Source organism: Kocuria sp. CPCC 205231 (genome assembly GCF_040980965.1).
Classification (GTDB): Bacteria; Actinomycetota; Actinomycetes; order Actinomycetales; family Micrococcaceae; genus Kocuria; species Kocuria rosea.
In genome coordinates this window covers 111057-137243 of record NZ_JAVKPP010000004.1, presented here as the reverse complement: position 1 = coordinate 137243, position 26187 = coordinate 111057, and the positions used below count along the sequence as shown (strand labels likewise).

General features: G+C 74.2%; 16 protein-coding genes. 5 read left to right on the top strand and 11 right to left on the bottom strand.

Going from position 1 to position 26187, the window contains the following annotated elements; genetic code table 11:
* Positions 1-117 precede the first annotated feature (117 nt).
* Together RF640_RS05285 and nirD are read right to left on the bottom strand one after the other, a co-directional pair.
* Positions 118-1155, bottom strand: coding sequence for a hypothetical protein (locus RF640_RS05285; protein WP_052132901.1), 1038 nt, complete (start codon positions 1153-1155; stop codon positions 118-120).
* 48 nt (positions 1156-1203) lie between these two features.
* A complete protein-coding gene (nirD, locus tag RF640_RS05280; RefSeq protein WP_115162499.1) occupies positions 1204-1611 on the bottom strand; it encodes a nitrite reductase small subunit NirD in 408 nt (135 codons plus the stop codon).
* 227 nt (positions 1612-1838) lie between these two features.
* On the opposite strand from nirD, the gene nirB reads away from it, so the two are divergent.
* A complete protein-coding gene (nirB, locus tag RF640_RS05275; RefSeq protein ID WP_368826986.1) occupies positions 1839-4457 on the top strand; it encodes a nitrite reductase large subunit NirB in 2619 nt (872 codons plus the stop codon).
* Positions 4458-4544: 87 nt separating this feature from the next.
* On the opposite strand, the gene RF640_RS05270 is transcribed toward nirB, so the two are convergent.
* Complete coding sequence (locus RF640_RS05270; RefSeq protein WP_368826984.1) at positions 4545-5735, bottom strand: heparan-alpha-glucosaminide N-acetyltransferase domain-containing protein; 1191 nt, start codon at positions 5733-5735, stop codon at positions 4545-4547.
* Between the two features lie 285 nt (positions 5736-6020).
* Between RF640_RS05270 and RF640_RS05265 the strand changes: the two genes are divergently transcribed.
* Entirely contained in the window at positions 6021-7163 is a 1143-nt protein-coding gene (locus RF640_RS05265; RefSeq protein WP_368826981.1) for a uroporphyrinogen-III synthase, read from the top strand.
* On the opposite strand, the gene RF640_RS05260 is transcribed toward RF640_RS05265, so the two are convergent.
* The 7 genes from RF640_RS05260 to RF640_RS05230 all read right to left on the bottom strand — a co-directional run bounded on the left by RF640_RS05260 (position 7145) and on the right by RF640_RS05230 (position 20725).
* Positions 7145-8368, bottom strand: a complete 1224-nt coding sequence (locus RF640_RS05260) for a heparan-alpha-glucosaminide N-acetyltransferase domain-containing protein (RefSeq protein WP_368826978.1) — start codon at positions 8366-8368, stop codon at positions 7145-7147. The genes RF640_RS05265 and RF640_RS05260 overlap by 19 nt on opposite strands.
* Before the next feature lie 164 nt (positions 8369-8532).
* Positions 8533-10134, bottom strand: coding sequence for an FAD-dependent oxidoreductase (locus RF640_RS05255; protein ID WP_368826976.1), 1602 nt, complete (start codon positions 10132-10134; stop codon positions 8533-8535).
* The gene (locus RF640_RS05250; RefSeq protein ID WP_368826974.1) at positions 10131-12284 is read right to left on the bottom strand and encodes a molybdopterin oxidoreductase family protein; all 2154 of its coding nucleotides are present in this window, start codon (positions 12282-12284) and stop codon (positions 10131-10133) included. The genes RF640_RS05255 and RF640_RS05250 overlap by 4 nt, the downstream gene beginning before the upstream one ends.
* Before the next feature lie 46 nt (positions 12285-12330).
* A complete protein-coding gene (locus tag RF640_RS05245; RefSeq protein ID WP_241975710.1) occupies positions 12331-13728 on the bottom strand; it encodes an MFS transporter in 1398 nt (465 codons plus the stop codon).
* A 341-nt stretch (positions 13729-14069) separates the two neighbouring features.
* Positions 14070-15290 (bottom strand): heparan-alpha-glucosaminide N-acetyltransferase domain-containing protein, encoded by a 1221-nt coding sequence (locus tag RF640_RS05240; RefSeq protein WP_368826971.1) that lies wholly within the window; start codon positions 15288-15290, stop codon positions 14070-14072.
* Positions 15280-19344 (bottom strand): Pls/PosA family non-ribosomal peptide synthetase, encoded by a 4065-nt coding sequence (locus tag RF640_RS05235; RefSeq protein ID WP_368826969.1) that lies wholly within the window; start codon positions 19342-19344, stop codon positions 15280-15282. Before RF640_RS05235 ends, RF640_RS05240 begins: the two co-directional genes overlap by 11 nt.
* Positions 19345-19684: 340 nt before the next feature.
* The gene (locus tag RF640_RS05230; protein ID WP_368826966.1) at positions 19685-20725 is read right to left on the bottom strand and encodes a hypothetical protein; all 1041 of its coding nucleotides are present in this window, start codon (positions 20723-20725) and stop codon (positions 19685-19687) included.
* 199 nt (positions 20726-20924) lie between these two features.
* Between RF640_RS05230 and RF640_RS05225 the strand changes: the two genes are divergently transcribed.
* The gene (locus RF640_RS05225; RefSeq protein ID WP_368827103.1) at positions 20925-22379 is read left to right on the top strand and encodes an amino acid permease; all 1455 of its coding nucleotides are present in this window, start codon (positions 20925-20927) and stop codon (positions 22377-22379) included.
* Positions 22380-22530: 151 nt separating this feature from the next.
* Here the strand turns inward: RF640_RS05225 and RF640_RS05220 are convergent, their stop codons facing one another.
* The gene (locus RF640_RS05220; RefSeq protein WP_368826964.1) at positions 22531-23253 is read right to left on the bottom strand and encodes a sirohydrochlorin chelatase; all 723 of its coding nucleotides are present in this window, start codon (positions 23251-23253) and stop codon (positions 22531-22533) included.
* A 143-nt stretch (positions 23254-23396) separates the two neighbouring features.
* On the opposite strand from RF640_RS05220, the gene cobA reads away from it, so the two are divergent.
* Together cobA and RF640_RS05210 are read left to right on the top strand one after the other, a co-directional pair.
* Positions 23397-24419 (top strand): uroporphyrinogen-III C-methyltransferase, encoded by a 1023-nt coding sequence (cobA, locus tag RF640_RS05215; RefSeq protein ID WP_368826962.1) that lies wholly within the window; start codon positions 23397-23399, stop codon positions 24417-24419.
* Positions 24409-25257: a uroporphyrinogen-III synthase gene (locus RF640_RS05210; RefSeq protein WP_368826960.1), complete on the top strand. Its 849-nt coding sequence runs from the start codon at positions 24409-24411 to the stop codon at positions 25255-25257. Before cobA ends, RF640_RS05210 begins: the two co-directional genes overlap by 11 nt.
* Positions 25258-26187 lie beyond the last annotated feature (930 nt).

Here is a 26187-nt window from a genome sequence, read left to right as displayed (position 1 = left end):
CCGTCTGTCGTGGACGACGGGCTCGCGGCGCACTGGTGCACGTCTGAGCTTACTAGAGCAAACGCGGAGCGGGTCCCCGGCCCGAGAAAAACCCAGGACCCAGGGCGACGGGGCACGTCAGGACTGCTCCTGGGAGTCCTCCTCGGCCGCGTTCAGCGCGCGCTGGAGGATGCGGGCGTACGGCAGCCCGAAGTGGTCCACGCCGTCCCGGTAACGGATGCGGGCGCGCTCGAAGCCCTGCTCCTCGTACCAGTGGTGCCCGTCCCACGCCGCGGACAGGGCGTCGAACTCTGCCTGCGGGTCGGTCCCGTCGTCCTCCGTGCCCACGTCCCAGCGCAGGCGCAGCTCCTGCAGCTGCTCGGAGGTGGGCTCCGCGGAGGGCCGGTCCGGGGCCTGTCCGCCGCCCATCATGATCGCGCCGCCGCCCGGGACGAGGTCCACGTGGTCCGCCAGCAGCTCCTGGCTGATGAACTGGGCCCCGCCGGAGTACCCGGTCAGCCAGGTGCGGGAGCGGTCGATGTCGTACTCGGGCTCGAGCCGCTCCTCGACGAGCGAGAGGAACCACTGCGCGTTGAGGTCCCGCTCCTCCCACCAGGTGATCTCCCCCGCACGATCGGGGGTCCGCGGGACCACCAGCAGCATGTTGTGCTCTCGTGCGACCTCCGCGAGGCAGGAGGCGGTGTACTGGGGGCTCTCGTACTCGAAGGCGCCGTCCCCGTGGAAGTGGTACACGACGCCCACCGGCCGGTCCCAGTCCAGGTCCTCGGCGAAGACGTGGTAGGAGCTGGTGATCCCGTCGTGCTCGTGCTCGAGCTGGAAGCGGTCCTCCCGCTCCTCCCCCGGGCCGAACACGCGCGCGTCCAGCACGGCCCCGTCCGTGGGCCCGCCGGGGCCGCGGGCCGTGACCCGGACGCCGTCGAGGCCGTAGCGGGCGCACGAGACCGTCTCGGGGGCCTCGGCCTCCGGGGTCTCCTCGTCCCGGCCGACCAGGAGGGCCACGGTCGTGACGAGCAGGAGCACCAGCGCCAGGGCGCCGGCCCCGAGCAGGCGCAGCCGCCGCCGGGCGCCCCGGGACGCCGCACCGCGGTGGCGGTGCCGGTGCGGCAGCCAGGACCAGGGCCACCGGGGACCGCTCCGAGGGTGTTGTCGTGTCACCCGGTCATCTTACGAAGGAGTACCTGGGAGAACCCCGACGACGTGCCGTCAGCGGGGCAGCCCGACGAGCACCCGCCCGTCGCGCACCTCGGCCGGGTGCACCGGCAGGGCGGGGCCGTCCCCGCTGAGGCACAGCCCGGTCGCGAGGTCGTAGACCTCCTTGTGCAGCGGCGAGGCGACCGTGACGGCCGGGCCGCGGGAGCCGAGGATGCCGCGGGCCATGACGCAGGCCCCGGTGCGGGGATCGCGGTGGTCGGCCGCGAGCACCGTGGTGGCGTCCACCCGGTACAGCGCCACCTGGCGGCCCGCCACCCGGGCGGCCTCGCCCCACAGGGGCTCGAGGTCCGTCAGGGCGCACACGTCGTGCCACTCGGTGCCGGCAGCACGGCTCGCCGCGTCCACCGCGGTCGCGGTCGTGATCGCTGTCGGGGTCGGGGTCGGGGTGAGGGTCGTCATGTGGGGCCTCCTGCGGCTCGGCGGAACGTCGTGCTCGACGTTAGGCGGGGCGGATGACGGGCGCGCTCCGGGGCCGTTTCGCCCCGGTCAAAGCCCGCTCACACGGAGCCGGGGCCCCGGTGAGGGAAGCGAAAAGCGACCGGAACGGCGGGGCAACGGAGGGGCAATCCCGTCTCCCTAGAGTCGGGGGCAACGCCCCAGCCGCCCGCCAGCTCCCGGAGGTCCCCGTGCCGCGCTCCCCCTTCTCCCCGCAGTCCCCCCAGCACGTCGTCGTGGTCGGCGGCGGCCCCGCCGCCCACCGCTTCGCGGAGGCGGTGCTGTCCGCGGAGGACCACCACGTGCGCCTCACCGTGTTCGCCGACGAGCCGTGGGTCCCCTACGACCGCGTCCAGCTGTCCAAGGCGCTGACGGGCCCCGCGGGCGCCGTCGACCTCACGCTGGGCGGGGGCACGGTGTGGCAGGACCCGCGGGTGGACCTGCGCCAGGGCGTGAAGGCCCGGGAGATCGACCCCGCGGCCCGCACGGTCGCCGCGGCGGACGGGACCGTGACCGGCTACGACGAGCTCGTCCTGGCCACCGGCTCCGACGCCGCGCGCCTGGACGTCCCCGGCGCCCACCACGCCTTCGTCTACCGCACCCTCGACGACGTCGCGGCCATCCGCGCCGAGGTCGAGCGGCTGCGCGCCCGCTACGGGCGCACCCCGCGCGGCGTGGTCATCGGCGGCGGTCTGCTGGGCCTCGAGGCCGCGGGCGGGCTCCAGGAGCTCGGCGCGGAGGCCACGGTGGTGCACTCCCGCAAGTGGCTGATGAACGCGCAGCTCGACGAGGGTGCCGGCCGCTCCCTCAACGCCCTCATCACCGCGCGCGGCGTGCGCCTGCACCTGGGCGAGCGCCCCTCCGGCGTGGGGCTGCGCAAGTCCGACGGCGAGGTGTGCGCCGTCGAGTTCCGGGACTCCGCCGACCTCGAGGCGGACCTGGTCATCGTGGCCACCGGCATCCGGGCCCGGGACCGGCTGGCCTTCAACGCGGGCGTCGCGACGGCTCCGCGCGGCGGCGTGGTCATCGACGAGGCCTGCCGCACCTCCGCGGAGCACGTGTGGGCGATCGGCGAGGTCGCCTCCTGGAACGGGGAGTGCCTGGGGCTCGTGGCCCCCGCGAACACCATGGCGGAGATCGTCGCCGACCGGATGGCCGGCGGGCGCTCCACGTTCGACGGCTTCGACACCGCGACCAAGCTCAAGCTCTCCGGCGTGGACGTGGCGTCCTTCGGCGACGCCTACGGCGAGACCGAGGACTGCCTCGAGGTCGTCTACGCGGACCCCGCCCGCGGGATGTACCAGAAGGTCGTGGTCACCCAGGACGCGCGGACCCTGCTGGGCGGGGTGTTCGTGGGGGACGCCGAGCCGTACAACGCCCTGCGCCCGCTGCTGGGCCGGGAGCTGCCCGGCGAGCCCGGCGCCTACCTCTCCGCCTCCGGCGTGGACGCCCCCGCCGGGGACCTGCCCGACGACGCCGTCATCTGCTCCTGCAACAACGTCACCACCGGGGCCGTGCGGAAGCAGATCTCCTGCGGCGTGCACGAGATCGGCGAGCTCAAGAAGTGCTCCCGGGCCGGCACGCAGTGCGGGTCCTGCGTCCCGATGCTCAAGAAGACCCTGGACCTGGAACTGGCGAAGGCCGGCGTGGAGGTCTCCAGGGCGCTGTGCGAGCACTTCGAGCTCTCCCGCGCCGAGCTCTTCGAGGCCGTGCGCGCCCTGGACCTGTCCTCCTGGGACGAGGTCGTGGCCCGCTTCGGCACCGGACTGGGCTGCGACATCTGCAAGCCCGTGGTCGCCTCCGTGCTCGCCTCCCAGCGGGACGAGTACGTGCTCGACTCCGGCCGGGGCGCCCTCCAGGACACCAACGACCGTGCCCTGGCCAACATGCAGAAGGACGGCACGTACTCCGTGGTCCCGCGCGTGCCGGCCGGGGAGATCACCCCGGAGAAGCTCATCGTGCTCGGCGAGGTGGCCCGCCGGTACGGGCTCTACACCAAGATCACCGGGGCCCTGCGCGTGGACATGTTCGGGGCCCGGCTCGAGCAGCTGCCGGAGATCTGGCGGGAGCTCGTGGACGCCGGCTTCGAGTCCGGGCAGGCCTACGGCAAGGCGCTGCGCAACGTGAAGTCCTGCGTGGGCTCCACGTGGTGCCGCTACGGGGTGCAGGACTCCGTGGGCATGGCCGTGCGGCTGGAGCTGCGCTACCGGGGGCTGCGCTCGCCCCACAAGTTCAAGATGGGCGTCTCGGGCTGCGCCCGCGAGTGCGCCGAGGCCCGCGGCAAGGACGTGGGCATCATCTCCACGACCGACGGCTGGAACCTCTACACCGGCGGCAACGGCGGCGCGAACCCCGCCCACGCCCAGCTGCTGGCCCAGGGCCTGGACGACGAGACCCTGGTCCGGTACATCGACCGGTACCTCATGTACTACATCCGCACCGCGGACCGGATGCAGCGCACGGCCCGGTGGCAGGAGGAGCTCGACGGCGGGATCGACCACGCGCGCGCCGTCGTCGTCGAGGACTCCCTGGGCATCGGCGAGGAGCTCGAGGCCGCGATGGCCCGGCACGTGGACCGCTACGAGGACGAGTGGGCCGCCACGCTGAAGGACCCCGAGCGGCTGCGCCGCTTCCGCTCCTTCGTCAACGACGCCGCCCCGGACGACTCCCAGGACTACGTGCTCGAGCGCGGTCAGCGCCGCCCCGCGACCGACGCCGAGCGCGCCGCCGCCGAGGCCGGCGACGGCCCCGTGCTGCTGACCGGTCCGCGGATCCCGGTGCGCGAGGGCGCTGCGATCCCCGGAATCTGACGCGGCCCGGGGCCGCCGGTGGGGTGCGTCCTGGTCCGGATCGGGCTCCCGGCGGAACCGGGCCGGAGGGGCCCGCGTCGCCGGGGGTCACGTCCGGTGGAGCCGGCCCTGCCGGTGGAGCACGGTGCGGCGGCCGGCGTCCCCGACGGCGTCGAGGACCCGCTCCAACGGCCCCCGGCCCAGCGCCCGGCGCCAGCCGACGGCCAGCAGGACCGCCGCCCCCAGGTGGGCGACGGACCAGATGACGGGGAGGTCGTACCGGATCTCCACGGACAGCGCCACCAGGTGGGCGGTGTGCACGCTCAGGCCCATCGCCCCCACGGCCGACAGCCGCAGCGACCATGCCCCGGCCCTGCGGGAGATCAGCAGGCAGCCCCCCAGCACCAGCAGTGCCACGCCCAGGCCGGCGGCGATCGCCCACACGCCGTCGACGGGCCACGGGTCCGGGCCCCGCACCAGCACCTCCGCCAGCTCGTCCGTGCCCGTCCCGCCGGTCGCCGGCACCCGGCCGTGGCCGCCGACGACGTACGGTCCGAAGGGGTCGGCGGTCCGGGCGAGGACGACCAGACTCGCCCCCGCCGCCAGCAGCCGGACCTGGATCCCCGTGTCGCGCAGGTTCATCCGCCCCACCCCCAGCCCGACCAGCAGACAGCTCAGGTACGGCAGGGCCGGGTAGGTGCCGGTCACCAGCAGCCGGGAGACCGTCCCGCCCGGCTCCGCCGGCACGTCGGCGAACGCGGGGTGGGCGGAGGCGGGTGCCGGCAGGACGTCCGTCACGCCCTGCACCAGCAGCGGGCCCACCATCCAGAGCACCGCCGCGCAGACGAACAACGCCGTCGCGGACAGGCGCAGGAACGGGATGGCCAGCACGAAGAGCACCCCGCAGCAGATCAGGAGGTTGTCGGCCGAGACGTCCCCGGGCATCAGCGCCCCGATTCCCAGGCCCACCACGGCGATCAGCACCGCCCGCACGGCCAGCCCCACCCGATCGGCGACCAGCCATCTGCCCCGGTGCGGGAACCGTCCCCCGGACCCGAGCGCCAGTCCCACCCCGGCCAGCAGGATGAACAGTGCCGCCGAGGTCTGCGAGAGGAAGAGGTGCGGCCAGGCCGGTGCCGGGGTCACGGCGTGGTGGCCGGGCAGGACCTGCACCGCCATCAGCCCGATCAGCGCCAGCCCGCGGGCCGCGTCGAGGCCCGCCCACCACGCCGGGGACCTGCGGGCCCCGCCCGTGGCCGCGGCCGGGGCGAAACGCTCCGTTCCGGACGTCCACCTCATGACTCCCCCGTCCTCCCGCACCCGCCCCGGCACTCCCAGGGTCCGGACCCGAGCCGCATCCGAGGTCCCAGTGCTCCGGGACCCTTCCGGAACCAGGATCTCTGCCGCACGTGGCGCTCCCGTTGCGCACACCTCACGATTCCGTGAAGTCCGCGGGCCCCACCGTGCACGCCAGCGGGACCTCCGGCACTCCGCGGTTCCCCGCACCGCGTCCGCGGGGCAGGTGGTGCGGAATCGGAAACCTGGGGTAACACCGTGGTCACAGGACCGACCTACGCTCGGAGCATGACCGCCGCACCCACCGCCCCAGCACCCGGTGACCACGGCGCGCCCGGCGCGCTCGGGGAACTCACCGGGTTCCGCGTCGGCGTGACGGCCCACCGCCGCGCCACGGACTTCATCGCCGCCCTGGAGCGCCGCGGCGCGCAGGTGGTGCACGCGCCCGCCCTGATGATCTCCCCCGTGGCCGAGGACACCCGGGTGGTCGAGGACACGCGCACGCTGCTCGCCCACCGGCCCGCGATCATCGTGGTGACCACCGCCTACGGGCTGCGCCGGTGGTTCGAGGCCGCCGACGCCGCGGGCCTCGGGGAGGACCTGCGGGACGCCTTCCGGGCCGCCCGGGTGCTCACCCGCGGGGCGAAAGCCCGGGGCCAGGTGCTCTCCCTGGAGCTCGAGGACGCGGAGGTCTCCGAGGACGAGCGGACCTCGTCGGTGGTCGACCGGCTCCTGGCCGACGGTGTGGCCGGCGCCCGCGTGGCCGTCCAGCTGCACGGGCTGACGGACCAGATCCAGCTGGAGCGGCTCGTGGCCGCCGGGGCGCAGGTGGACACGGTCTCCCCCTACCGGTGGCTCTCCGCCGACGACGGCGAGCGCCTGCCCGGCCTGATCCGCGAGGTGTGCGAACGCCGCCTGGACGTGCTGACCTTCACCGCCGCTCCGGCCGTGGACTCCCTGTTCAGCACCGCCCAGGAGATGGGCCGCTACGAGGACCTCGTGGACGCCCTGCGCACGGACGTCACGGCCGCCGCGGTGGGGCCGGTGTGCGCCGGGCCCCTGCTGGAGGTCGGGGTGGAGCCGCTCGTGCCGGAGCGCTACCGGCTGGGGGCCCTGGTCCGGGCGGTGTGCACCCACGCGGTCGAGGAGCGCACCCTGGTGGTGCCCACCCGGCACGGGACGCTGCGGCTGATGAGCACCGGCGCCGCCCTGGAGAGCGTGTTCGTCCCGCTCTCCGACGCCCAGGTCGCGGTGCTGCGGGCGCTCGCGGCGCACCCCGGGGCGGTGGTCTCCCGGGGGCTGCTGCTGTCCGCGGTGCCGGGCCTGGAGACCGAGCACGCCCTGGAGATGGTGATCTCCCGGCTGCGCCGGATCCTGCCCGCCCCCCTGGTCGCCACGGTGATCAAGCGCGGCTACCGGCTGGACCCCTGAGCCACGGCCCGGCGGACCGGCCGGACCACCGCGTTCATCGCCCGTTCCAGTGGGCCCCGCCCGAAGGCTCGCTGCCAGGCGAGGGCGAACAGCACGGAGAGCACCAGGCTCGCGACCAGCCAGAGCAGGGGCGCGGTGTGGAAGAGCTCGAAGGACAGGAACACGAGGTGCGCCGTGTACAGGGTGAGGCTCATCGCGCCCACGGCCGTCACGGGCAGCAGCCAGGCGCTGTGCCGGCGGGCCAGGAGCAGGCAGGTCCCGACGACGGCCAGGCTCACCCCGAGGCTCCACGCCACGGAGAACGGGGTGTTGACGTCCGGGGTGGTGAGCACGAGCCACCACGGCGAGGTCGTCGGCAGCGTGTCCTCGGGGCCGTAGGTCAGCAGGCTCTCGAGCTGCGCCACGGTGAGGTCCGGGTCGCTGAACAGCAGCCTGGTGTAGACGTCCCCGGCGTAGAGCAGCTGCCGGGAGACCAGCTTCGCGGTCACCGCGAGGACCGTGCCCACCACGACCAGCCGGACCTGGACGTCGCGGCGGCGGAGGTTGAGCCGGCCGATGGCCAGGCCCGCCAGCAGGTAGGCCAGGTACGGCAGGGCGGGGTAGGTGCCCGTCAGGAGCAGCTGGCCGAGCACCGCGAGCGGTTCGGTGACCAGGGTGACGAAGGTCGGGTTGTAGGAGGAGAAGCCCGGCAGCGACTCCCCGGCGAAGTGGAGCAGCAGCGGGCCGGCCACCAGGGCGGCGCCCGCGCCGAGGAACAGGGCCCGCGGCCCGAGCCCCAGGAAGGGCAGGGCGAGCAGGAAGTACGCGGCGAAGTAGATCAGGATGTTGTAGGCCGGGGGCTCCGGCGGCATGAGGTGGCCGATGACCAGTCCCAGGATCAGCAGCAGCAGCGCGCGCACCGCGATGCCGGCCCGGGCGGCCGTCATCTCGCGGCCGCGGAGCGGGCGGCGCCCGCCGGAGGTGAGCGCCAGCCCCGTGCCGGCCAGCAGGGCGAACAGGGCCGGGGAGTCGCCGGGGAACAGGATCCACGTCACCGTGGGCCGGCCCGTGGCGGCGTAGGACACGGGCAGGATGTGCACGCACATGATGGCCACGAGCGCCAGCCCGCGGGCGGCGTCGAGGCCCACCAGGCGCCTCGAGGACCGCAGCGCGGCACCGCGGGACGCAGCCGCCGCGGGCCGGTGCTCGGTGGGGCGCTCCCTCATGGATGGTCGTCCTGTTCGTCGGTGCAGGCCCGCGCGGGCGGGCGGCGGGCGCGACCATCTTCGCACCCCGGGGCACCCCGGCCAATCGTGACGGGCCGGTGACGCTGTCCACCCTTGTGCGAGAGCACACGCCGGTGCGTGGCCCTCCGGCGGCACGGGACCCCTCACGCCGCGGCGGCGTGCTCCTCGACGAGCCGGCGCACCGTGTCCGTGCAGCCCCCGCAGCCTGTCGAGGCGCGGGTGGCGCAGCTGACCTCCTCGAGGGTGGCGGCGCCCTGCCCCACTGCGTCGGTGATCCGGCCCATCGTGACGCCGGCGCAGTGGCAGACCGTGGACTCGGGCGTCAGCCGGGTCTCCTCCTGCGTCCCGGCGTCCGGGCCGTCGAGGCGCAGCAGGACGCCGGGGTCCTCGGGCACGGGCTCGCCGCGGTCGTGGAGGAGCCCGATCTCGGCGGCGGCGCGGGGCAGGCCGAGCACGATGTATCCCTCGAGCGTGCGGTCGGGGCGCAGCACGAGCTGGGCGTAGCTGCCGGCCGAGCCGTCCGCCCACTGCACCACGGTCCCGCCGTCCGGGCGGGGCTCCCAGGGCAGGCCCCCGACCGTCCCGGCGCAGGCGAGCTCCACCTGGTGGGCCTTGAGCCGCACCGCGCCGGCGGGACCGGTGGTGAGGGGGGCGAGCACGGCCGTCCCGCCCTCGGCCACGGCGTCCAGCTCGGCGCGGATCCGGGCGGCCAGCCACTCGGCCTGCCGCCAGCCGGGACCGATCAGACCGGACGGGCCCATGCCGTCCCGGCCGGGGCAGACCCGGCAGGACGGGTCCTTGCACAGCACCTCGGCGCAGTCCCCCACCGCGAAGACCCGCTGCTCCACGTCGGCCTCGAGCTCGTGGTTGACCACGATCCCGCGGGCAGTGCGCAGCCCGGCGCCCTCGGCGAGCTCCGTGCGCGCCGTGACGCCGATCGACAGCAGCAGCAGGTCGCCCGGCAGGGTCCGGCCGTCCTCGAGCACGAGCCCCCGGAAGGACCGGTCCTCGTCGAGGGAGGCCTCGCGCGCCTGGGCGCCGGAGACCACCTCCACGCCGGCGTCGGCGAGCGCGCGGCCCAGCAGCGCGCCGCCGGGGGCGTCGAGGGAGCGGGTCAGCACCCACGCCGCGTGGTGGACCACGGTGACCGGGCAGCCGGCCTCGCTCGCCGCGAGCGCGGCCTCGAGCCCGAGCACGCCGCCGCCCAGGACCACCACGCGGCCGCGCCGTTCGACGACGGCGCGCACGGCCCGGGCGTCGCGCAGGTCGCGCAGCGCCGTGACCCCGGCGGGCAGGTGCTCGTAGGCGCCGGGGTCCGGGTTGATCCCGCGCAGCACGGGCAGGTTCGGGCGGGCCCCGGTGGCCAGGACCAGGCGGTCGTAGCCGAGCTCCCGGGTCTCCCCCGTCGGCCCGTCGGTGAGCCGCAGGACCCGGCGGGAGCGGTCGATCCGGGTGACCTGCGTGCCGAGCAGCACGTCGATGCCGGAGCGGGCCAGAACCTCGGGGTCGGCCAGGGCCATCGTGGCACGCTCGGCGCGGCCCACGGCGTGCTCGCCCACGAGCACCCGGTTGTAGGCCGGGTCGGTCTCCCCGCCGATCACGGTGAGGCGGATCGTGCCCGCGGCGGCGAGGTCGGCGACGTCGTCGACGAAGCGGGCGGCCACGGGGCCGAAGCCGATGACGACGACGTGCTCGCCGGGCCGCATCGGGGTGCCGGAGGCACGGGTGGGACGGTGCGCGGTCATCGGATCGTCTCCTCGGCGTCGATCGCCCGGACGGTGACGGAGCCGGCCTTGAACTCGGGCATGGCCGAGACCGGGTCCACGGCCGTCGAGGACACGAGCCGGTTGGCGGTCTGGGTCCCGGCGTAGTGGAAGGGCAGGAACACCGTGTCCGGGCGGATGTCGGTGCTCAGCTCGGCGCGGGCCACGGCCCGGCCGCGGGCGCTGGTCAGCTCCACCGCGGCGCCCTCGCGGATCCCGAGGGCGGCGGCGGTCGCGGGGTGGATCTGCAGCCGCGCCCCGGGGCGGGCCGCGTGCAGCGAGGGCACGCGGCGGGTCTGGTTGCCGGACTGGTAGTGCTCCAGCCAGCGGCCGGTGGTCAGGGTGAGGGTCCCCGCGGTGTGCAGGGGCTCCCGCCGGTGCCCGCGCGGGCTCGGGTCCACGGCCCGGCCGGCGGCGCGCGGGCGGACCGGGACGAGCACGGCCCGTCCGTCCGGGTGGCCGAAGCGGTCGAGGAAGACCCGCGGCGTGCCCGCGGACGCCCCGGCGGGGTGCGGCCACCAGCAGGCCTCGCCGGCGTCCAGGGCGGCCCAGCCGATCCCCGAGTAGTCGGCCTTCCCGCCGGCCGAGGCCCGGCGCAGCTCCTCGAAGACCTCCTCCGGGTCGGGGCTGAACGTGCCCGGGGCCTCGAGCCGGCGGGCGAGCTCGGCCATGATCCACAGCTCGTCCCTCGCCCCCGGCGGCGGGTCGAGCGCGCGGCGGCGGCGCAGCACCCTGCCCTCGAGGTTCGTCATGGTGCCCTCCTCCTCGGCCCACTGCAGCACCGGCAGGACGAGGTCGGCGAACTCGGCGGTCTCGGAGAAGAAGAAGTCGCAGACCACCAGGAAGTCCAGGGCCTGCAGCCCGCGGACCACGGCGTCGGTGTCCGGGGCGCCGATCACCACGTTGGAGCCGTTGACCCACAGGCAGCGGACGCCGCCGGTGGTGCCGAGGGTGGTCAGCATCTCCGCGGCCGGGATCCCGGGGCCGGGCAGCCCGGCGGGGTCCACGCCCCACACCCCCGCCACGTGCGCGCGGTCGGCGGGGTCCGAGATGCTGCGGTAGCCGGGCAGCTGGTCGGCCTTCTGGCCGTGCTCCCGCCCGCCCTGCCCGTTGCCCTGCCCGGTCAGGGTGCCCCAGCCGGAGCCCTCGCGCCCGGGCAGCCCGAGGAGCAGGGCCAGGTTGATCGCGGCGGTCGCGGTGTCGGTGCCGTCGACGTGCTGCTCCACCCCGCGCCCGGTCAGGACGTAGGTCCCCTTCCGCGCCCGGGCCAGCAGGCGGGCGGCCCGGCGGATCCGCTCCGCCGGGACGCCGGTGACCTGCTCGACCCGCTCGGGCCACCACGCGCTGACGCTCGTCGTGAAGGCCTCCGAGCCGGTGGTGCGCCGCTCGAGGTACTCCCGGTCCGCGAGGCCCTCGTGCAGGACCACGTGGGCCAGCCCCAGCAGCAGCACGAGGTCGGAGCCGGGGGTGGGCTGCAGGTGCAGTCCGCCGTCGTCGTCGGTCATCCGGGCCGTGGCGGAACGGCGGGGGTCGACGACGACGAGGCCCCCGTGCTGGCGGGCGTGCTGCAGGTGCTGGACGAACGGGGGCATGGTCTCGGCGGGGTTCGTGCCCAGCAGCAGGACGGTGTGGGCGTCGTCGAGGTCCGTCACGGGGAACGGCAGGCCCCGGTCCAGGCCGAGGGACCGGTTGGCGGCAGCCGCGGCGGAGGACATGCAGAACCGGCCGTTGTAGTCGATCCGCGAGGTCCGCAGGGCCACCCGCGCGAACTTCCCCAGCTGGTAGGCCTTCTCGTTGGTCAGCGACCCGCCGCCGAAGATCCCCACCCCGTCCCGGCCGTGCCGCTCCTGGGCGGCCCGGAACTCCGCGGCCATCCGGTCCAGGGCCGCGGCCCAGGACACCTCCTGGAAGACGCCGTCCGCCCCGCGCAGCAGCGGCGCCGTGAGCCGCGCGGGGTCGGCGAGCAGCTCCGCCGACGTCCAGCCCTTCCGGCACATCCCGCCCCGGTTGGTGGGGAACTGCCGGGCGGCGACCTCCGGGTAGCCCTGCGCCGCGGCGGCCGCCGAACCGGTGTCCAGAGTCATGGCGCACTGGAGGGCGCAGTACGGGCAGTGGGTGGCCGTGGTGCTCATGCGGGCGGTTCCTCCTGGGGTCGGCGGGACGGGCGGGGCCGCGGGCTCAGATGTGGCTGTCGCCCATCTCGGTGCCTTTGCGGAGATAGCAGCACCAGGTGACCGCGAGCGCCACCACGTAGAAGGCCACGAAGCCGTAGAACGCCGCGCTGTAGGCCCCGGTGGTGCTGTTCGAGAGGTTGAGCGCCTGCGGGATCAGGAAGCCGCCGTACGCGCCGACCGCGCCGATCAGCCCGAGGGCGGCCGAGGCCTTGCGCTCGGTGGAGACCGCCGCGTCCTGCTGCTGCCGCAGTCCCAGCACCCGGTAGATCGAGGGGATCATCCGGTAGGTGGAGCCGTTGCCCATGCCCGCCGCGGTGAACAGCAGCAGGAACAGGCCGAGGAACAGCCAGAAGTTGGCCAGCGGCAGGGTGAGCACCACGGCGAGCGCGAGCAGCGCCATCACCGCGAACACCGCGACCGTCATCGGGGCGCCGCCGAAGCGGTCCGCGAGCCGGCCGCCGTAGGGGCGGGAGACCGAGCCGACCAGGGGGCCGAGGAACGCCAGGGACAGCGCCGCGGCGCCCACGCTGAAGGACGAGAACTCCGGGAAGGTGTCGGCGATCAGCTTGGGGAACACGCTGGAGAAGCCGATGAAGGAGCCGAAGGTGCCCACGTAGAGGAAGGACATGATCCAGAAGTGCGGCTCCCGGACCGTGGCCAGGGACCCCGCGACGTCCCCCTTGGCGTGGGAGAGGTTGTGCATGTGCTTCCGGGCGCCCCACGCCGCGAGCAGGATGAACGGCACCCAGATCCACCCGGCGAGCGGGAGGTCCAGGGCCCCGGCCGCGAGGACGGTGACCGCGATCGGGACGAGCAGCTGGGCCACGGCCGTGCCGAGGTTGCCGCCGGCGGCGTTGAGCCCCAGCGCCCACCCCTTCTCCCGCACGGGGTAGAAGTAGGTGATGTTGGCCATCGAGGACGCGAAGTTGCCGCCGCCGAAGCCGGCCGTGGCCGCCAGGAGCAGCATGACCGCGAACGGCGTCTCCGGGTTGCCGACCGCCAGGGCCAGGCCCACCGTGGGGACCAGCAGCAGCAGGGCCGAGACGATGGTCCAGTTCCGGCCGCCGAACCGGCCCACCATGAAGGTGTAGGGGATGCGCAGCGTGGCGCCCACCAGGGACGGGATGGAGATCAGCCAGAAGATCTGGGAGTCGCTGAAGGCGAAGCCCGCCGCCGGCAGGTAGATCACCGTGATGGCCCACAGCTGCCAGACGGCGAAGCCGAGGAACTCCGCGAAGATGGACCATTTGAGGTTGGTGCGCGCGATCGGGCGGCCGGTGGACTCCCAGAAGTCGGGGTCCTCGGGCCGGTAGCCGTCCAGCCAGCGGCCGGGGCGCTCGCGCAGGGCGAGCGGCGGGGGCGCCGGGGTGCCGGTTGCCGTGGTGGCCGGGTCGGGATGCAGTTCTGAGCTCACGGGTGACCTCCTGGGCGAGCGGGGCGGAGCACGGCGACGGCGGCGTGCGGTGCTCCCACGCTACGAACCCCGTGTTTCGGTCCCCGACGGCGGGAGTAACACCTCGATGCACTTCCACTCACAGCACCGGGACGCCCGTGTGAGGTCCCCGGGCGCCCTCATGCGCCCCGTGCCACGCCGAGTCCCCAGCCCCCGGCCCTCTCACGCACCGAGTCCCCCATGTGTGCGCGTTTCCCCAGGATCGAACTGGGGATCTGCGCACGCATGGGGGACTCGACGGTCACGGCTGGGCCGCGGGGCCGGCGCCGCGAGGGGGCCGGGGTCACAGGTCAGCGGGCGGCGACGCTCCCGGCGATGCGCTTCGAGGTGCGGGCCACCAGCTTCTCGAGCGGGCCCTGGCCCACGGCGCGCTGCCACGCGACGGCCAGGAGGCCGAACACGGCCACCTGCATCCAGAACCAGAACCCGGGGTGCAGGTCGTAGACCCCGGTGCCGAGGAACAGCAGGTGCAGGGTGTAGAGCGTGAACGTCATGGATCCGGCGGCCGCCAGCGGCGTGAGCGCCTTGCCGATCAGCCGGGCCAGGAGCAGGAACGCCCCGAGCGCGAATGCGGCCATGCCGAGGCTCAGGAGCAGCGCCACGGGCGTGTTGCTGTGCGGGGCGGGCACCATGAGCCACCACAGGGTGGTGGTCGGCAGGGACGGGTCCGGGCCGAAGACGAGGATCTCGTCGATCTGCTCCTCGGTCAGCCACGGGGTGGCCTCCCAGATCCGGTCGTAGACGCCGAGGGCCAGCAGCGCCCCCATGGACACCGTCCAGGAGAGCAGGGCCAGTGCCGCGCCGGCGCCCACGAGCCAAAGCTGCACCCGCCGGCTGGTGAGGTTCATCCGGCCCAGGGCGATCCCCGCGCACAGGTAGGCCATGTACGGCAGCGCCGGGTAGGTGCCGGTCAGCAGCAGCTGGGAGAGCACGGTGACCGGGTCGGTGACCAGGTTCCACAGGGTGGGGTTGCCGTACACGTGGGCGGGCAGGACGTCCACGGCCCACTGCATGAGGAACGGGGCCAGCACGGTGAAGGCCGCCGCGCTGATCAGCAGGTGCCGGATGCGCAGGCCCAGGAACGGGATGGCGAGCAGGAAGAACATCCCGTAGTAGATGAGGATGTTGTCCACGGGCAGGGCCACGAAGCCCACGAGGAACCCGACGAGGGCGATCACCGCGGCGCGGCCCACCAGTCCCGCCCGGTCCCCAGCAAGGCGCCGGCCCGTGTGCGGGGTGCGCCCGCCGGAGAGGAACGCGAGGCTCACCCCGGCGAGGGTCGCGAAGAGGGCGGCCGAGTGCCCGGCGAACAGGGACCAGGCAAGGGAGGCGCGTTCGTTCTCCGCGTCCCAGACGGGCAGGGTGTGCACGGCGACCATCCCGAGCAGGGCGAAGCCCCGGGCGGCGTCCACGCCGACCAGCCGCCGCCGGGTGCGCCGCCCGGAGGCGCCGGGGACGTTGAGCACCGCGGTGCCCCCGCCGCGCGTGGCGGCCGCGTGCTCAGCGCTCACGGGTGGCACCTCCGGCGGGAAGGGCCTCGGCGTGCAGCGGGCGGATCGGGTTGCCGCCCCAGGTGCTGCCGGCGGGGACGGTCTCCTGGGCCATGACCAGGGAGCCGGGGCCCACCGTGGCGCCCGCCTCCACGGTGCTGCCGGGCAGGACGAAGCTGTTGGGCCCCAGGGTGGAGCCCGCCTCCATCGACACCGGCTGCAGCCGCATGATGCGGTCGTGGAACAGGTGGGTCTGGAGCACGGTCCCGCGGTTGACGGACGCGCCGCGGCCCAGGTGGACGAGGTCGAACTCGGGCAGCCACCAGGTCTCGCACCACACGCCGCGCTCGATCTTCGCGCCCATCAGCCGGGCCCAGGCGTTGAACACCGGGGAGCCGACGGCCAGCCGGATCAGGCCGGGCACGGCCAGGGACTCCGCGAAGGTGTCGGCGAGCTCGTTGCGCCACACGAAGGAGCTGAACAGCGGGCGCTCGCCCTCGCGGAAGCGGCCCATGAGGGCCCACTTGACCAGCACGGGGATGAGGGCGGCCAGCACGCCGGCGGCGAGCACCACGGGCGTGGCCCACAGCAGCGCGGAGACGATGCCGTCGAGGCCTCCCCCGGCCCGCATGTACACGGTGGTGAGCACGAAGACGATCGCGAGGTCGATCCACGCGGTGACCATGAAGGGCACGGCGCGCAGGGACTCGACGAGCGTGCGGGCCACGACCAGGCGCCGGCGTGGCCGGTAGGTGACGGCCTCGTCCGCGGTGTCGGTGACGCGGCTGATCGGCTCGGGCAGCCGGCCCAGCCAGGAGGTGCCGCGCTCGGCGTCGGCCGGGGCGGAGGAGAGCACGGCGACCAGGGAGTCCTTAGGCACGTCCCGGTCCGGGCCCACGATCGCGGAGTTGCCCACGAAGGAGCGCTCACCCACGGTCGAGGGGCCCACGTGGATCCAGCCGAAGCCGGTCCGGGCAGAGCTGACCATCGAGTGGTCGGCCATGAAGGAGCCGGACTCGAAGGTGGTGAGGTGCGGCAGGGTCTCCACGGTGGAGATCTCCACCTGGCTGCCCACCCGGGCGCCCAGCAGCCGCAGGAAGAACGGCGTGGCGATCGAGGCGTAGACCGGGTAGGTGGAGACCAGGCTCTTCTGCAGCAGCACGCCCGTGAGCCACACGGCCCAGCCCACGGTGCCGTCGGCGGGGTGGTGGCCGGGACGGATCAGCAGGGCGAGCGCGCGCACGACCAGCACGAGCAGGGCGAGGTAGACGAGGACCGTGAGCACGGCGAAGACGGGCACCCACAGGGCCATGACGGGGAAGACGAGCTCGTAGAGCTCGAGCCCGCGCACCTGGGTGAAGACGATCAGCGCGCCCGGGACCACGGCCAGCACGGGCAGGATGCCGACCGTGCCGAGGCCCAGGGCGTACAGCAGCCCGGTGAGGAACCGGTTGCTGCGGCCGGGGGCCCACTCGAGCCAGGACTCCCCGGCGGGGCCGAGGTCCACGAGCGGGGAGCCGCCCTGCAGGCGGCCGGCGGGGACGGTGCCGGTGACGTGGGAGCCGGGGTCGACCTCCGCGCCGGCCTCGACCACCGCGCCCGGGCTCAGGAGCGTGCGGGTGCCGACCCGGGCGTTCTCGCCCACGGTCACGCCGCCGAGGTGGAAGACGTCGCCCTCGAGCCAGTAGCCGGAGAGGTCCACCTCGTGCTCGATCGCGGCGCCGTCGCCGATCCGGGCCATGCCGCTGACGGGGGGCATCGTGTCGAGGTGGGCGTGGCGGCCCACCCGGTTGCCGAGCAGCCGGAAGAACAGCACCATCACGGGGGCGCCCATGAGGGGCTCGAACTTGTTGAAGATCAGCACCCGCTCGGCCATCCAGACCCGCAGGTGGGTCCAGGAGCCGCGGGCGTGGGCGCCGGGGCGCAGCCGGAAGGTCAGCAGCCGGATGAACAGCGCGGTGAGCACCAGCCGGCCGGGCAGGGCGAAGAGCACGAGCCAGCCGAGAACCAGGGGCAGCAGCGGCGGGTTCGGGACCCAGCCCGCACCGAGCACGTTGAAGAGCAGCCACACGACGATCGAGGCGCCGAGGACGTAGCGCAGCCCCGAGACGGCGTAGAGGGCCGTGAGGAAGGGGATCTGCACGAGGCCGTTCCAGCGGGGGACGTCCGCCACCCGGCGCTCGCGCGCGGCGTCCTGGGCGACGACGTCGACGGGCGCCAGCGTGGTCAGGTACTCGTGCATCCCGGCGAGCGTGGGGTGCCGGTAGATCTCGGCGATCGCGGCGTCCGGGTAGGTGCGGCGGATCTCGGAGACAAGCTTGGCCACCGCCACGGACGTGCCGCCGAGGACGAAGAAGTCGCTGTCCTCGTCGATGGGCAGGGGGCCGAGCTGGTCCGCCCACAGGGCGGCGAGCCACTCGAGCTCGGCGTCGATCTGCGAGGCCTCCGCGGCGGCGCCGGCGGAGGGCAGCGGCCAGGGCAGGGCCTTGCGGTCCACCTTGCCGGAGGTCTTCAGGGGCAGCTCGTCCATCAGGGTCAGCGCGGGCACCATCTGGCCCGGCAGCCGGTCGGCGAGCAGACGGCGGGCGTCGGCGAGGTCCACCGAGCCGGGGGCCTCGGCCACGAGGTAGCCCACGAGGACCTGGTTGCCGGCCGGGGTGGTGTGCACGGCGGCGGCGCCGGCCTGCACGCCGGGCAGCCGCGACATCTGCTCGTCGATCTCGCCCATCTCCACGCGCCGGCCGGAGATCTTGACCTGGTCGTCGGCGCGGCCCACGAAGACGATGCCCTCGGGGTCGGCGCGCACGAGGTCCCCGGAGCGGTAGGCCCGCTCCCAGCCCAGGGTGTCCATGGGCGCGAACTTCTCGGCGTCCTTGGCGGGGTCCAGGTAGCGGCCCAGCCCCACGCCGCCGATGATCAGCTCGCCCTCCTCGCCCCACCGGACGGGGTTGCCGGAGGTGTCGACGATCGCCAGCTCCCACCCGGGCAGCGGCAGGCCGATGCGCACCGGCGGCTCGCCGGTGAGCACGGCGCCGGTCGCGATGACCGTGGCCTCGGTGGGCCCGTAGGTGTTCCAGACCTCGCGGCCGGGGTGCACCAGGCGGGCGGCGAGCTCGTTGGGGCACGCCTCCCCGCCGAAGATGAGCAGGCGGATGCGGCTCAGCGCCTCGGCCGGCCACATCGACGCGAGCGTCGGCACCGTGGAGACGGCGGTGATGTCCCGCTCGACCAGCCACGGGCCGAGGTCGGTGCCCGAGCGCACCACGGCGCGGGGGGCGGGGACCAGGGCGGCGCCGGAGCGCCAGGCCAGCCACATCTCCTCGCACGAGGCGTCGAAGGCCACGGAGAGCCCCGCCATCACGCGGTCGCCCGGGCCCAGGGGGCGCCGGGGCAGGTAGAGCTCGGCCTCGGCGTCCACGAGGGCGGCGGCCGAGAGGTGGCTGATCGCCACGCCCTTGGGCTTGCCGGTGGAGCCGGAGGTGAAGATGATCCAGGCGTCGTCGCCCGTGCCGGGCTGCTGGCAGTCCGCGCCCGCGCGGACGCCGGTGCGGGGCCGGAGGGACAGGTCCGCGCCGTAGACGGCGCACACCGAGGCCTCCTCCCAGACCGTGTTCGCCCGCTCGTCCGGGTCGTCGAAGTCGACCGGGACGTAGGCGGCGCCGGCGAAGATCGTGCCGAGGACGGCCACGTAGAGGTCCACGGTCCCGGAGGGGACGCGGATGCCCACGCGGTCCCCGCGGCCGATGTCGAGGTCCCACAGGCGCTGGGCCTGGGCCTCGACGCGCTCGAGGAACTCGGCGTAGCTGAGCACGGTGGTCCCGTCGTCGAGGGCCACCGCGTCCGGGTGGCGCGAGACGGTGTCCATGACGATGTCCACGAGCGTGCGCGGGGCCGGCGCGGGCGAGACGGGGAAGACGGCGCGGCCCGGGACCTGCGGCATGGGCTGCGTGTGCAGGGCGCGGTCGAGGACCTCGCCGTCCTCCATCGGGTCCTGCTCCGGGTAGCGGTCCTCGAGCAGGTGCCGACCGCCTCCTTGGCGGGTCGAGCCGCTGCGCGTGGTTGGGCGCACTGTCATTGAATCCCCCATCGACTTCACTGCCGCTGCGGATCTGCACAGCGGCCGGTGCCGACAGGAAGGACGGGCCCAGGGACCGGACGGACCGGACGGAAGGCACCCGGGAGCACGCGCGCCGGATCAGCGCGGTGCCGAGAGTGTGTGTTCGGCCGTGATGCCCCCGCATCGGCCTTCCCCCTGAGCCGGCTCCCCTGCCAGCTTTGCTTACTGCACCGTACGGTCGGTGCCATTGCATATGCAAGCCGAACGGGGTGTCGCGGCGCCGCCCCGGGTCCCCGCCCCGCCCACTGCGCCGCGCCATTCCGCCGATCTCGCACTGACCTGGGACGACGACGAGAGATCAGTCACGTCCGCCGGTCGGGGCCCCTCCCGACGGCTCTGCCGAGGGGGCGGGCGAGAGCTCCGCCGAGCGCTCTGCCGGGGACTCCCCGGCGGTCATCGCGGCGTCGAGCACCCGGGCCTCGGGCAGCTCGAAGTGGTCCACGCCCTCGCGGTAGCGCACGCTGGTCCGCGCCCAGCCGGCGTCCTCGTACCAGGCGTGCCCGGCGGCCGCCGCGGAGAGCGCGTCGAACGGGGCGTAGGGGTCGGTGCCGTCGTCCTCGAGGCCCACGTCCCAGTGCAGGACGAGCTGCTCGAGCTGCTCCTCCGTCGGCTCCGAGGTCCCGGTGGACGGCGCCCCGCCGCCGCCGGAGAGCACCGCGCCGCCGCCCTGCAGGAAGTCCGCGCGGTCGGCCAGCAGCTCGTAGCTGATGAACTCGGCGCCGCCGGAGTAGCCGTGCAGCCACGTGCGGGAGCGGTCGAGGTCGTACTCGGCGAAGATCTCCTGCTCGGCGAGGGCCTCGAACCAGTCGGCGTTGCCGTCGAGGTCCTCCCACCAGGTGGGCTCGCCCTGCCGGTCCGGGGTGCGGGGGGCCACGAGCACCGCGTTGTGCGAGCGCGCGACCTCCGCGAGGCAGGACACCTTGTGCTCCGGGTGCTCGTACTCGTAGGCCCCGTCCCCGTGCAGGCGGAAGACCACGCCGACCGGCTCGCTCCAGTCGATGCCGTCGGCGAAGACGTGGTAGCTGCTGGTCGTGCCCTCGTGCTCGAAGGTCACGTCGAGCCGGTCCGAGGTCCCCTCCGCCCAGCGCAGTCCGCCGGAGAGCACCGGGCCGGTGCTGAGCGGGCGGGCTCCGCCGCGCGGGGCGGTGCTCACGTCCTCGAGGCCGTAGGGGGCGCAGGAGACCTGCTCCTGTGGCCCCGGGGCCGGCGTCCACGCCCACCGGGCGGCGAGCGTCGCGGCGACCAGGGCCAGGAGGGCGCCGGTGAGAATGGCCACATCCACGATCGGGCGGGATCCGCGGCGCGGCGCGGCCTGGCCCGGATCCGGATGCGTTTTCACCCGTCCATCCTAGGCGGAAGCACGACCGGCGGCTTCCCGCCGAATTTCGGTTTTGCAATCGTTCCCCCATAATCGGCCAGGACCGTTCGGGGGGACGGCGCCCCCCACTTCCTCCTTCCGGGTCCGTCCACCGCAGCAGAGGAGAAGATTCCGCGTGACCACCACCGCACGCCCTCGGGCCGAGCAGAGCGCTCCTGAGATCCAGGAGCAGCCGCCGGCCCAGGACAGGCTGCGCCGCAGTCTCAAGCCCCGTCACCTGACCATGATCGCGATGGGCGGCGCCATCGGCACCGGCCTGTTCGTGGCCTCGGGCAACACCATCGCCACCGCCGGTCCCGGTGGGGCCCTGCTGGCCTATGTGGCCATCGGGTTCATGGTCTTCCTGCTGATGCAGAGCCTCGGCGAGATGGCCACCTACCTGCCGGTCTCGGGCGCGTTCGAGGAGTACTCGACCCGCTTCGTGAGCCCGTCCTTCGGCTTCGCCATCGGCTGGAACTACTGGTACAACTGGGCGATCACCGTGGCCGCCGAGCTCGTGGCCGCCGCGCTGATCATGCGCTACTGGTTCCCCGACTCGCCCTCCTGGATCTGGTCCGGGGCCTTCCTGGCCATCCTGTTCGCCCTCAATGCCCTGAGCGCCCGGGCCTACGGCGAGAGCGAGTTCTGGTTCTCCCTCGTCAAGGTCGTCACGATCGTGCTCTTCCTGGGGCTCGGCATCCTCATGATCGTCGGCATCCTGGGCGGGGAGTCGCCCGGCTTCGAGAACTGGACCACCGGGGAGGCGCCCTTCGTGGGCGGCGGCCTCGGCATCCTGGCGATCTTCATGGTGGCCGGCTTCTCCTTCCAGGGCACCGAGCTCGTCGGCGTCGCCGCCGGCGAGGCGGAGAACCCCGAGAAGAACGTCCCGCGCGCCATCCGCACCGTGTTCGTGCGCATCCTGCTCTTCTACGTGGGCGCGATCACCGTGATCGGCTTCCTCATCCCCTACACCAGCCCCAACCTGCTCACGAACGGCGTCGAGGACATCTCGATCTCCCCGTTCACCCTGGTCTTCCAGAACGCGGGCGTGCTGGCGGCGGCCTCGGTGATGAACGCGGTGATCCTCACTGCCATCCTCTCGGCCGGCAACTCCGGGCTCTACGCCTCCACCCGCATGCTCTGGGCCCTGGCCGACAGCGGCAAGGCCCCGCGCTTCCTGGCCAAGGTGAACCGCCGCGGCGTGCCCATGAACGCGCTGATCGCCACCACCCTGGTGGGCGGGGCGTCCTTCCTCACCACCTTCATCGGGGACGGTGACGCCTACGTGTGGCTGGTCAGCGCCTCGGGGCTGGCCGGGTTCATCGTGTGGATGGGCATCGCCTGGAGCCACTACCGCTTCCGGAAGGCCTACACCGCCCAGGGCAAGGACCTCGCGGACCTGCCCTACCGGGCACGGTTCTTCCCGCTCGGGCCCCTGGTGGCGCTCGTGCTGTGCGCCGTGGTGATCCTCGGGCAGAACTACCAGGCCTTCATCGGCGACATGGACCTCATGGCCGCCCTGACCGCCTACATCGGCCTGCCGCTGTTCCTGGCCCTGTGGTTCGGGCACAAGCTGGTCACCGGCTCCAAGATGGTCCGCTACGAGGACGCCGACCTCACCCGCCCCCGCGACTGACCCTCGCCCTGCCCCACTCGCCCCGCCGAGCCCCCACACTCCGGGCACCATTTCCGCCGAGTCCCCAGTGCTGTGGCAGTTCCCCAAACTCAATCTGGGGATCTGCGACGGGACTGGGGACTCGGCGCATTCGGGAGGGCGAGCCAAGGGCTCAGGGCACTGAGCGGTAGCGAGCAACGACCACGTCCACCAGTTCGGCGGGGACCTCTCCCTCCGGCACGGCCAGGGGGTCGGTGTCCACGTCCGCGCCGGCCCTCCGGGAGAGGTCCAAGAAGTAGCCGGGCGCCAGCAGGTAGTTGGCGACGACGACGCGCCCCCCGTCCGCCAGGCCGGCCCGGGCGGAGGACACCGCCTCGGCCACGCGCGGACGGGCGGCGGCCAAGTAGGACACGGTCACGGGCCGGCCCAGCTCCTCGGCCAGCAGGTCCGCCACCGCGGCGCAGTCCACCACCGCGCGACGGTCCGAGGACCCGGCGGTGGCCAGCACCACGGCGTCGTGCTCCGCCAGCGGGGCCCCGGCGGCCGTGCACGCCTCGTGCACTCGCCGGGCGAGCAGCCGGGCCAGCGCCCGGTCCGGGCCCAGGGCGGCCGATACCCGGTGGAGGTCGTCGGCGGCGACCGCCTCGGCCACGTCCACGTAGACGTGGTAGCCGGCGGAGAGCAGCAGCGGGACCACCACCGCGGGGCGCCCGGCGTACTGCTCGGTGCGCTCGGCCAGGTCGGGGGTCTGCACGTCCACCCACGTGGGCACCACCTCGACGTCCGGCAGCGCGGCGGCGACGGCGTCCACGAGGCGCTGCACGGCGGTGCGCCCGGACGGAGAGCTGGTGCCGTGGGCGCAGGCGAGCAGGACGGGGGCGTCGGAGGTCGTCATGGATCCCAGCCTACGAAACACGGCCCGCAGCGGTCGCCGGCGTCACGCGGCGTCACGGGGGCAACCGTGCTGTAACACGCGTGCCGCATCCTGGTAGTGGCGGCCGGCCCGCCACGACCCCCGCTCTCCCCCTGGAGGACCGCATGCTGTTGACCGCCGACCTCACCGGAGTCCCGGTGCTCGTCCTCGGCGCCCCGGACGACGCCCGCCGCGCCCGGCGCCGCTACGAGGCGGCCGGCGCCGCCGTCCGTGCCGTGGCCGAGCCCGCACTGCTCGGCCCGGCGGACCTCGCGGGCGTCGCGCTCGCCGTGGTCGTGGGCCCGGCGGCGCAGCGCTGGCGCGAGGCCCTGGACGCGGCCGGCGCCCGCGTGCCCGTGGTGCAGGAGCCCGCGGCCCGCACCGGCGGCCGGGTGACCCTGGTCGGCGGCGGCCCCGGCGCGGACGACCTGCTCACCGTGCGCGCCGTGGCGGCCCTGCAGGACGCCGACGTGGTGTTCGTCGACCGCCTCGCCCCCGCGGGCGCGGTGGCCGCCGCGGCCCCCGGCGCCGAGATCGTCCCGGTCGGCAAGACCCCCGGCCACCACCCGGTCCCGCAGTCGCAGATCCAGGACCTCATGGTGGAGCACGCCCTGGCCGGCCGCTCGGTGGTGCGACTCAAGGGCGGGGACCCCTACGTCTTCGGCCGCGGCGCCGAGGAGCTCGCCGCGTGCGCCGCCCACGGCATCCCCGTGGACGTGGTCCCGGGGATCACCAGCGCGGTCTCGGTGCCGGGCGCGGCCGGGATCCCCGTGACCTTCCGCGAGGTCTCCCGGATGTTCACGGTCGCCTCCGGGCACGTGCCGTTCTCCGAGGCGGAGCTCGCCCACTTCGCCGGCCTCGGCACAGGCGGGGGCACCCTCGTGGTGCTCATGGGCGTGGCCACCCTCCCCCACCTCGTGGCCGGCCTGGTCCGCAACGGCGCCGATCCGAAGACCCCGCTGGCGGTGGTGGAGCGTGGCTTCACCGACCGGCAGCGCTCCACGATCAGCACGCTCGCCACCGCGGTCACGGACACCGCGGCGGCGGGCTGCGGCTCGCCCGCCGTCGTCGTCGTCGGACCCGTGGTCCGCCTGGCGACCGCCGAGCGGGACGCGTTCCTCGCGGAGGTCACCGCCCATGGCTGCTGAGGACCTGCCGCTGGCCGGCCGGGTGGTGGGCGTGACCGCGCACCGCCGCTCCGAGGACCAGATCGCCGCACTCGAGCGCCGCGGCGCCCGCGTGCTGCACGCCCCCGCCCTGCGCGTGGAGCCGGTCGGCGAGGACGCCGGGCTCGCGGCCGCCTCCCGGGAGATGTTCGAGAACCGCCCGGACCTCGTGCTGCTGACCACCGGCTACGGTCTGCGCCGCTGGCACGACGCCGCGGTGGCCCAGGGCTTCGACGCGGACCTGCTGCTGTGCCTGCGAGAGGCCGCCGTCTACGTGCGCGGGCCCAAGGGCCGGGGCGCGGTGCGCGGCCTGGGCCTGGAGGACGCCGGGATGTCCGCGGACGAGACCACCGCCGGGCTCGTGGACCTCGTCCTGGCCGAGCACGGCGGGGACCTCACCGGGCGCACCATCGGTCTGCAGCTGCACGGGATCGCCGACGTGGTCCAGCGCCGCCGGCTCACCGACGCCGGGGCCCGCGTGCTCACCGTGACGCCCTACCGGTGGGCCTCCGCCGACGACGCCGGGCAGGTGCCCGTGCTCGTGCGCGAGGCCGCGGCCGGGCGGGTGGACGCCGTGACGTTCACCGCCGCCCCGGCCGTGGACGCGCTGTTCAGCACGGCCGAGGAGCTGGGGCTGCACGAGGAGCTGCTGGCGGCGTTCCGCGGCGGAATGCTCGCCGCGACCGTGGGGCCCGTGACGGCCGCGCCGCTGCTGGAGCTCGGGATCGAGCCGCTCGTGCCGGAGCGCTTCCGGATGGGCGCGATGCTCAAGCAGCTCACGGAGGCCCTCTCCGGGTCGGGCACCGACGACGCACGGTAGGCGTCCCGACCGCGGCCGCACCCTGGGACCGCTCTGCGGTGGTGGCGCGCCCGGTGGCCGACCGGACACCGCACGGCAACGGCCCGGTGACGGATCCCCGGCGCCGCCGCGGGCGCGGGACGATTGCGGGGGCGCGCCGGAGCGGGGGTCAGGGGAACCGGGGGTACCCCGACGCACCCCTGCGACCGCTCAGCAACCGCCGACGTCGCAGGTCAGGCGGACCTTCGGTCCGCGTGCACTGAATGTAGCAGAATGTTCCGGATTAGCGAACACTTTCCTGATGTAATGGTGACGGAATGGTCACGGCCGCCGAGCTGCCGTCCCGCGCTCCTCGGCTGAGCCCGCCCCGCCCCCCGCGGGCCACTCCTGCCCAGCCATGGCTCTCCGTGGCAGCCACAGACATGCACACCGTCGTCCGGCTCATGACATGCACCCAGAGCCCCGTGGTCCGGCACGTGGGAGGCGTGCGTGGCACCACTTGTCGTCCCATAGAATTGCATCCATTCCCAGAGTGCAGCGGATCCGGGCAGATGCGCCCGTGGGGACTGCTTTGCCTAGTCAGCGCGACAGCCACTCGGTTGTGTCTGCAACACACCGTCACGAATGTGACCACACTTCACAGTCGCGCATAGCCAATTGGGGGACACCGGGAGATCGTCCCGACCACAGTTCGGCCCACATTTTTGGAGCGTATCGACGCCCCTGCCGTCCCGATCTCCCCCCAATCCAGTCATTGACGATCCCAAATACATACTTCTGAATTGGCTGCCCTCTATGTGTCACGTGGCTCCGCCTATGACTGCAAGCGCAAATACTGCATGCTCTCTGGAGGTTGGTTCTTCCGGGGGGACGGGCCAACTGACTCGCGAACGAGAGTCGGTAATGCTTCAGGGGGGCTAGCAATGTGTTCGTCAGACAGATCCGTCATGC

Excerpts from the sequence above, each read along its gene's own strand:
- nirD (WP_115162499.1), bottom strand. The coding sequence starts at position 1,611 with ATGACGACCCTCACCCCGACCCCGACCCCGACAGCGATCACGACCGCG.
- RF640_RS05270 (WP_368826984.1), bottom strand. The coding sequence starts at position 5,735 with ATGAGGTGGACGTCCGGAACGGAGCGTTTCGCCCCGGCCGCGGCCACG.
- RF640_RS05265 (WP_368826981.1), top strand. The coding sequence starts at position 6,021 with ATGACCGCCGCACCCACCGCCCCAGCACCCGGTGACCACGGCGCGCCC.
- RF640_RS05260 (WP_368826978.1), bottom strand. The coding sequence starts at position 8,368 with ATGAGGGAGCGCCCCACCGAGCACCGGCCCGCGGCGGCTGCGTCCCGC.
- RF640_RS05255 (WP_368826976.1), bottom strand. The coding sequence starts at position 10,134 with ATGACCGCGCACCGTCCCACCCGTGCCTCCGGCACCCCGATGCGGCCC.
- RF640_RS05250 (WP_368826974.1), bottom strand. The coding sequence starts at position 12,284 with ATGAGCACCACGGCCACCCACTGCCCGTACTGCGCCCTCCAGTGCGCC.
- RF640_RS05235 (WP_368826969.1), bottom strand. The coding sequence starts at position 19,344 with ATGACAGTGCGCCCAACCACGCGCAGCGGCTCGACCCGCCAAGGAGGC.
- RF640_RS05220 (WP_368826964.1), bottom strand. The coding sequence starts at position 23,253 with ATGACGACCTCCGACGCCCCCGTCCTGCTCGCCTGCGCCCACGGCACC.
- cobA (WP_368826962.1), top strand. The coding sequence starts at position 23,397 with ATGCTGTTGACCGCCGACCTCACCGGAGTCCCGGTGCTCGTCCTCGGC.
- RF640_RS05210 (WP_368826960.1), top strand. The coding sequence starts at position 24,409 with ATGGCTGCTGAGGACCTGCCGCTGGCCGGCCGGGTGGTGGGCGTGACC.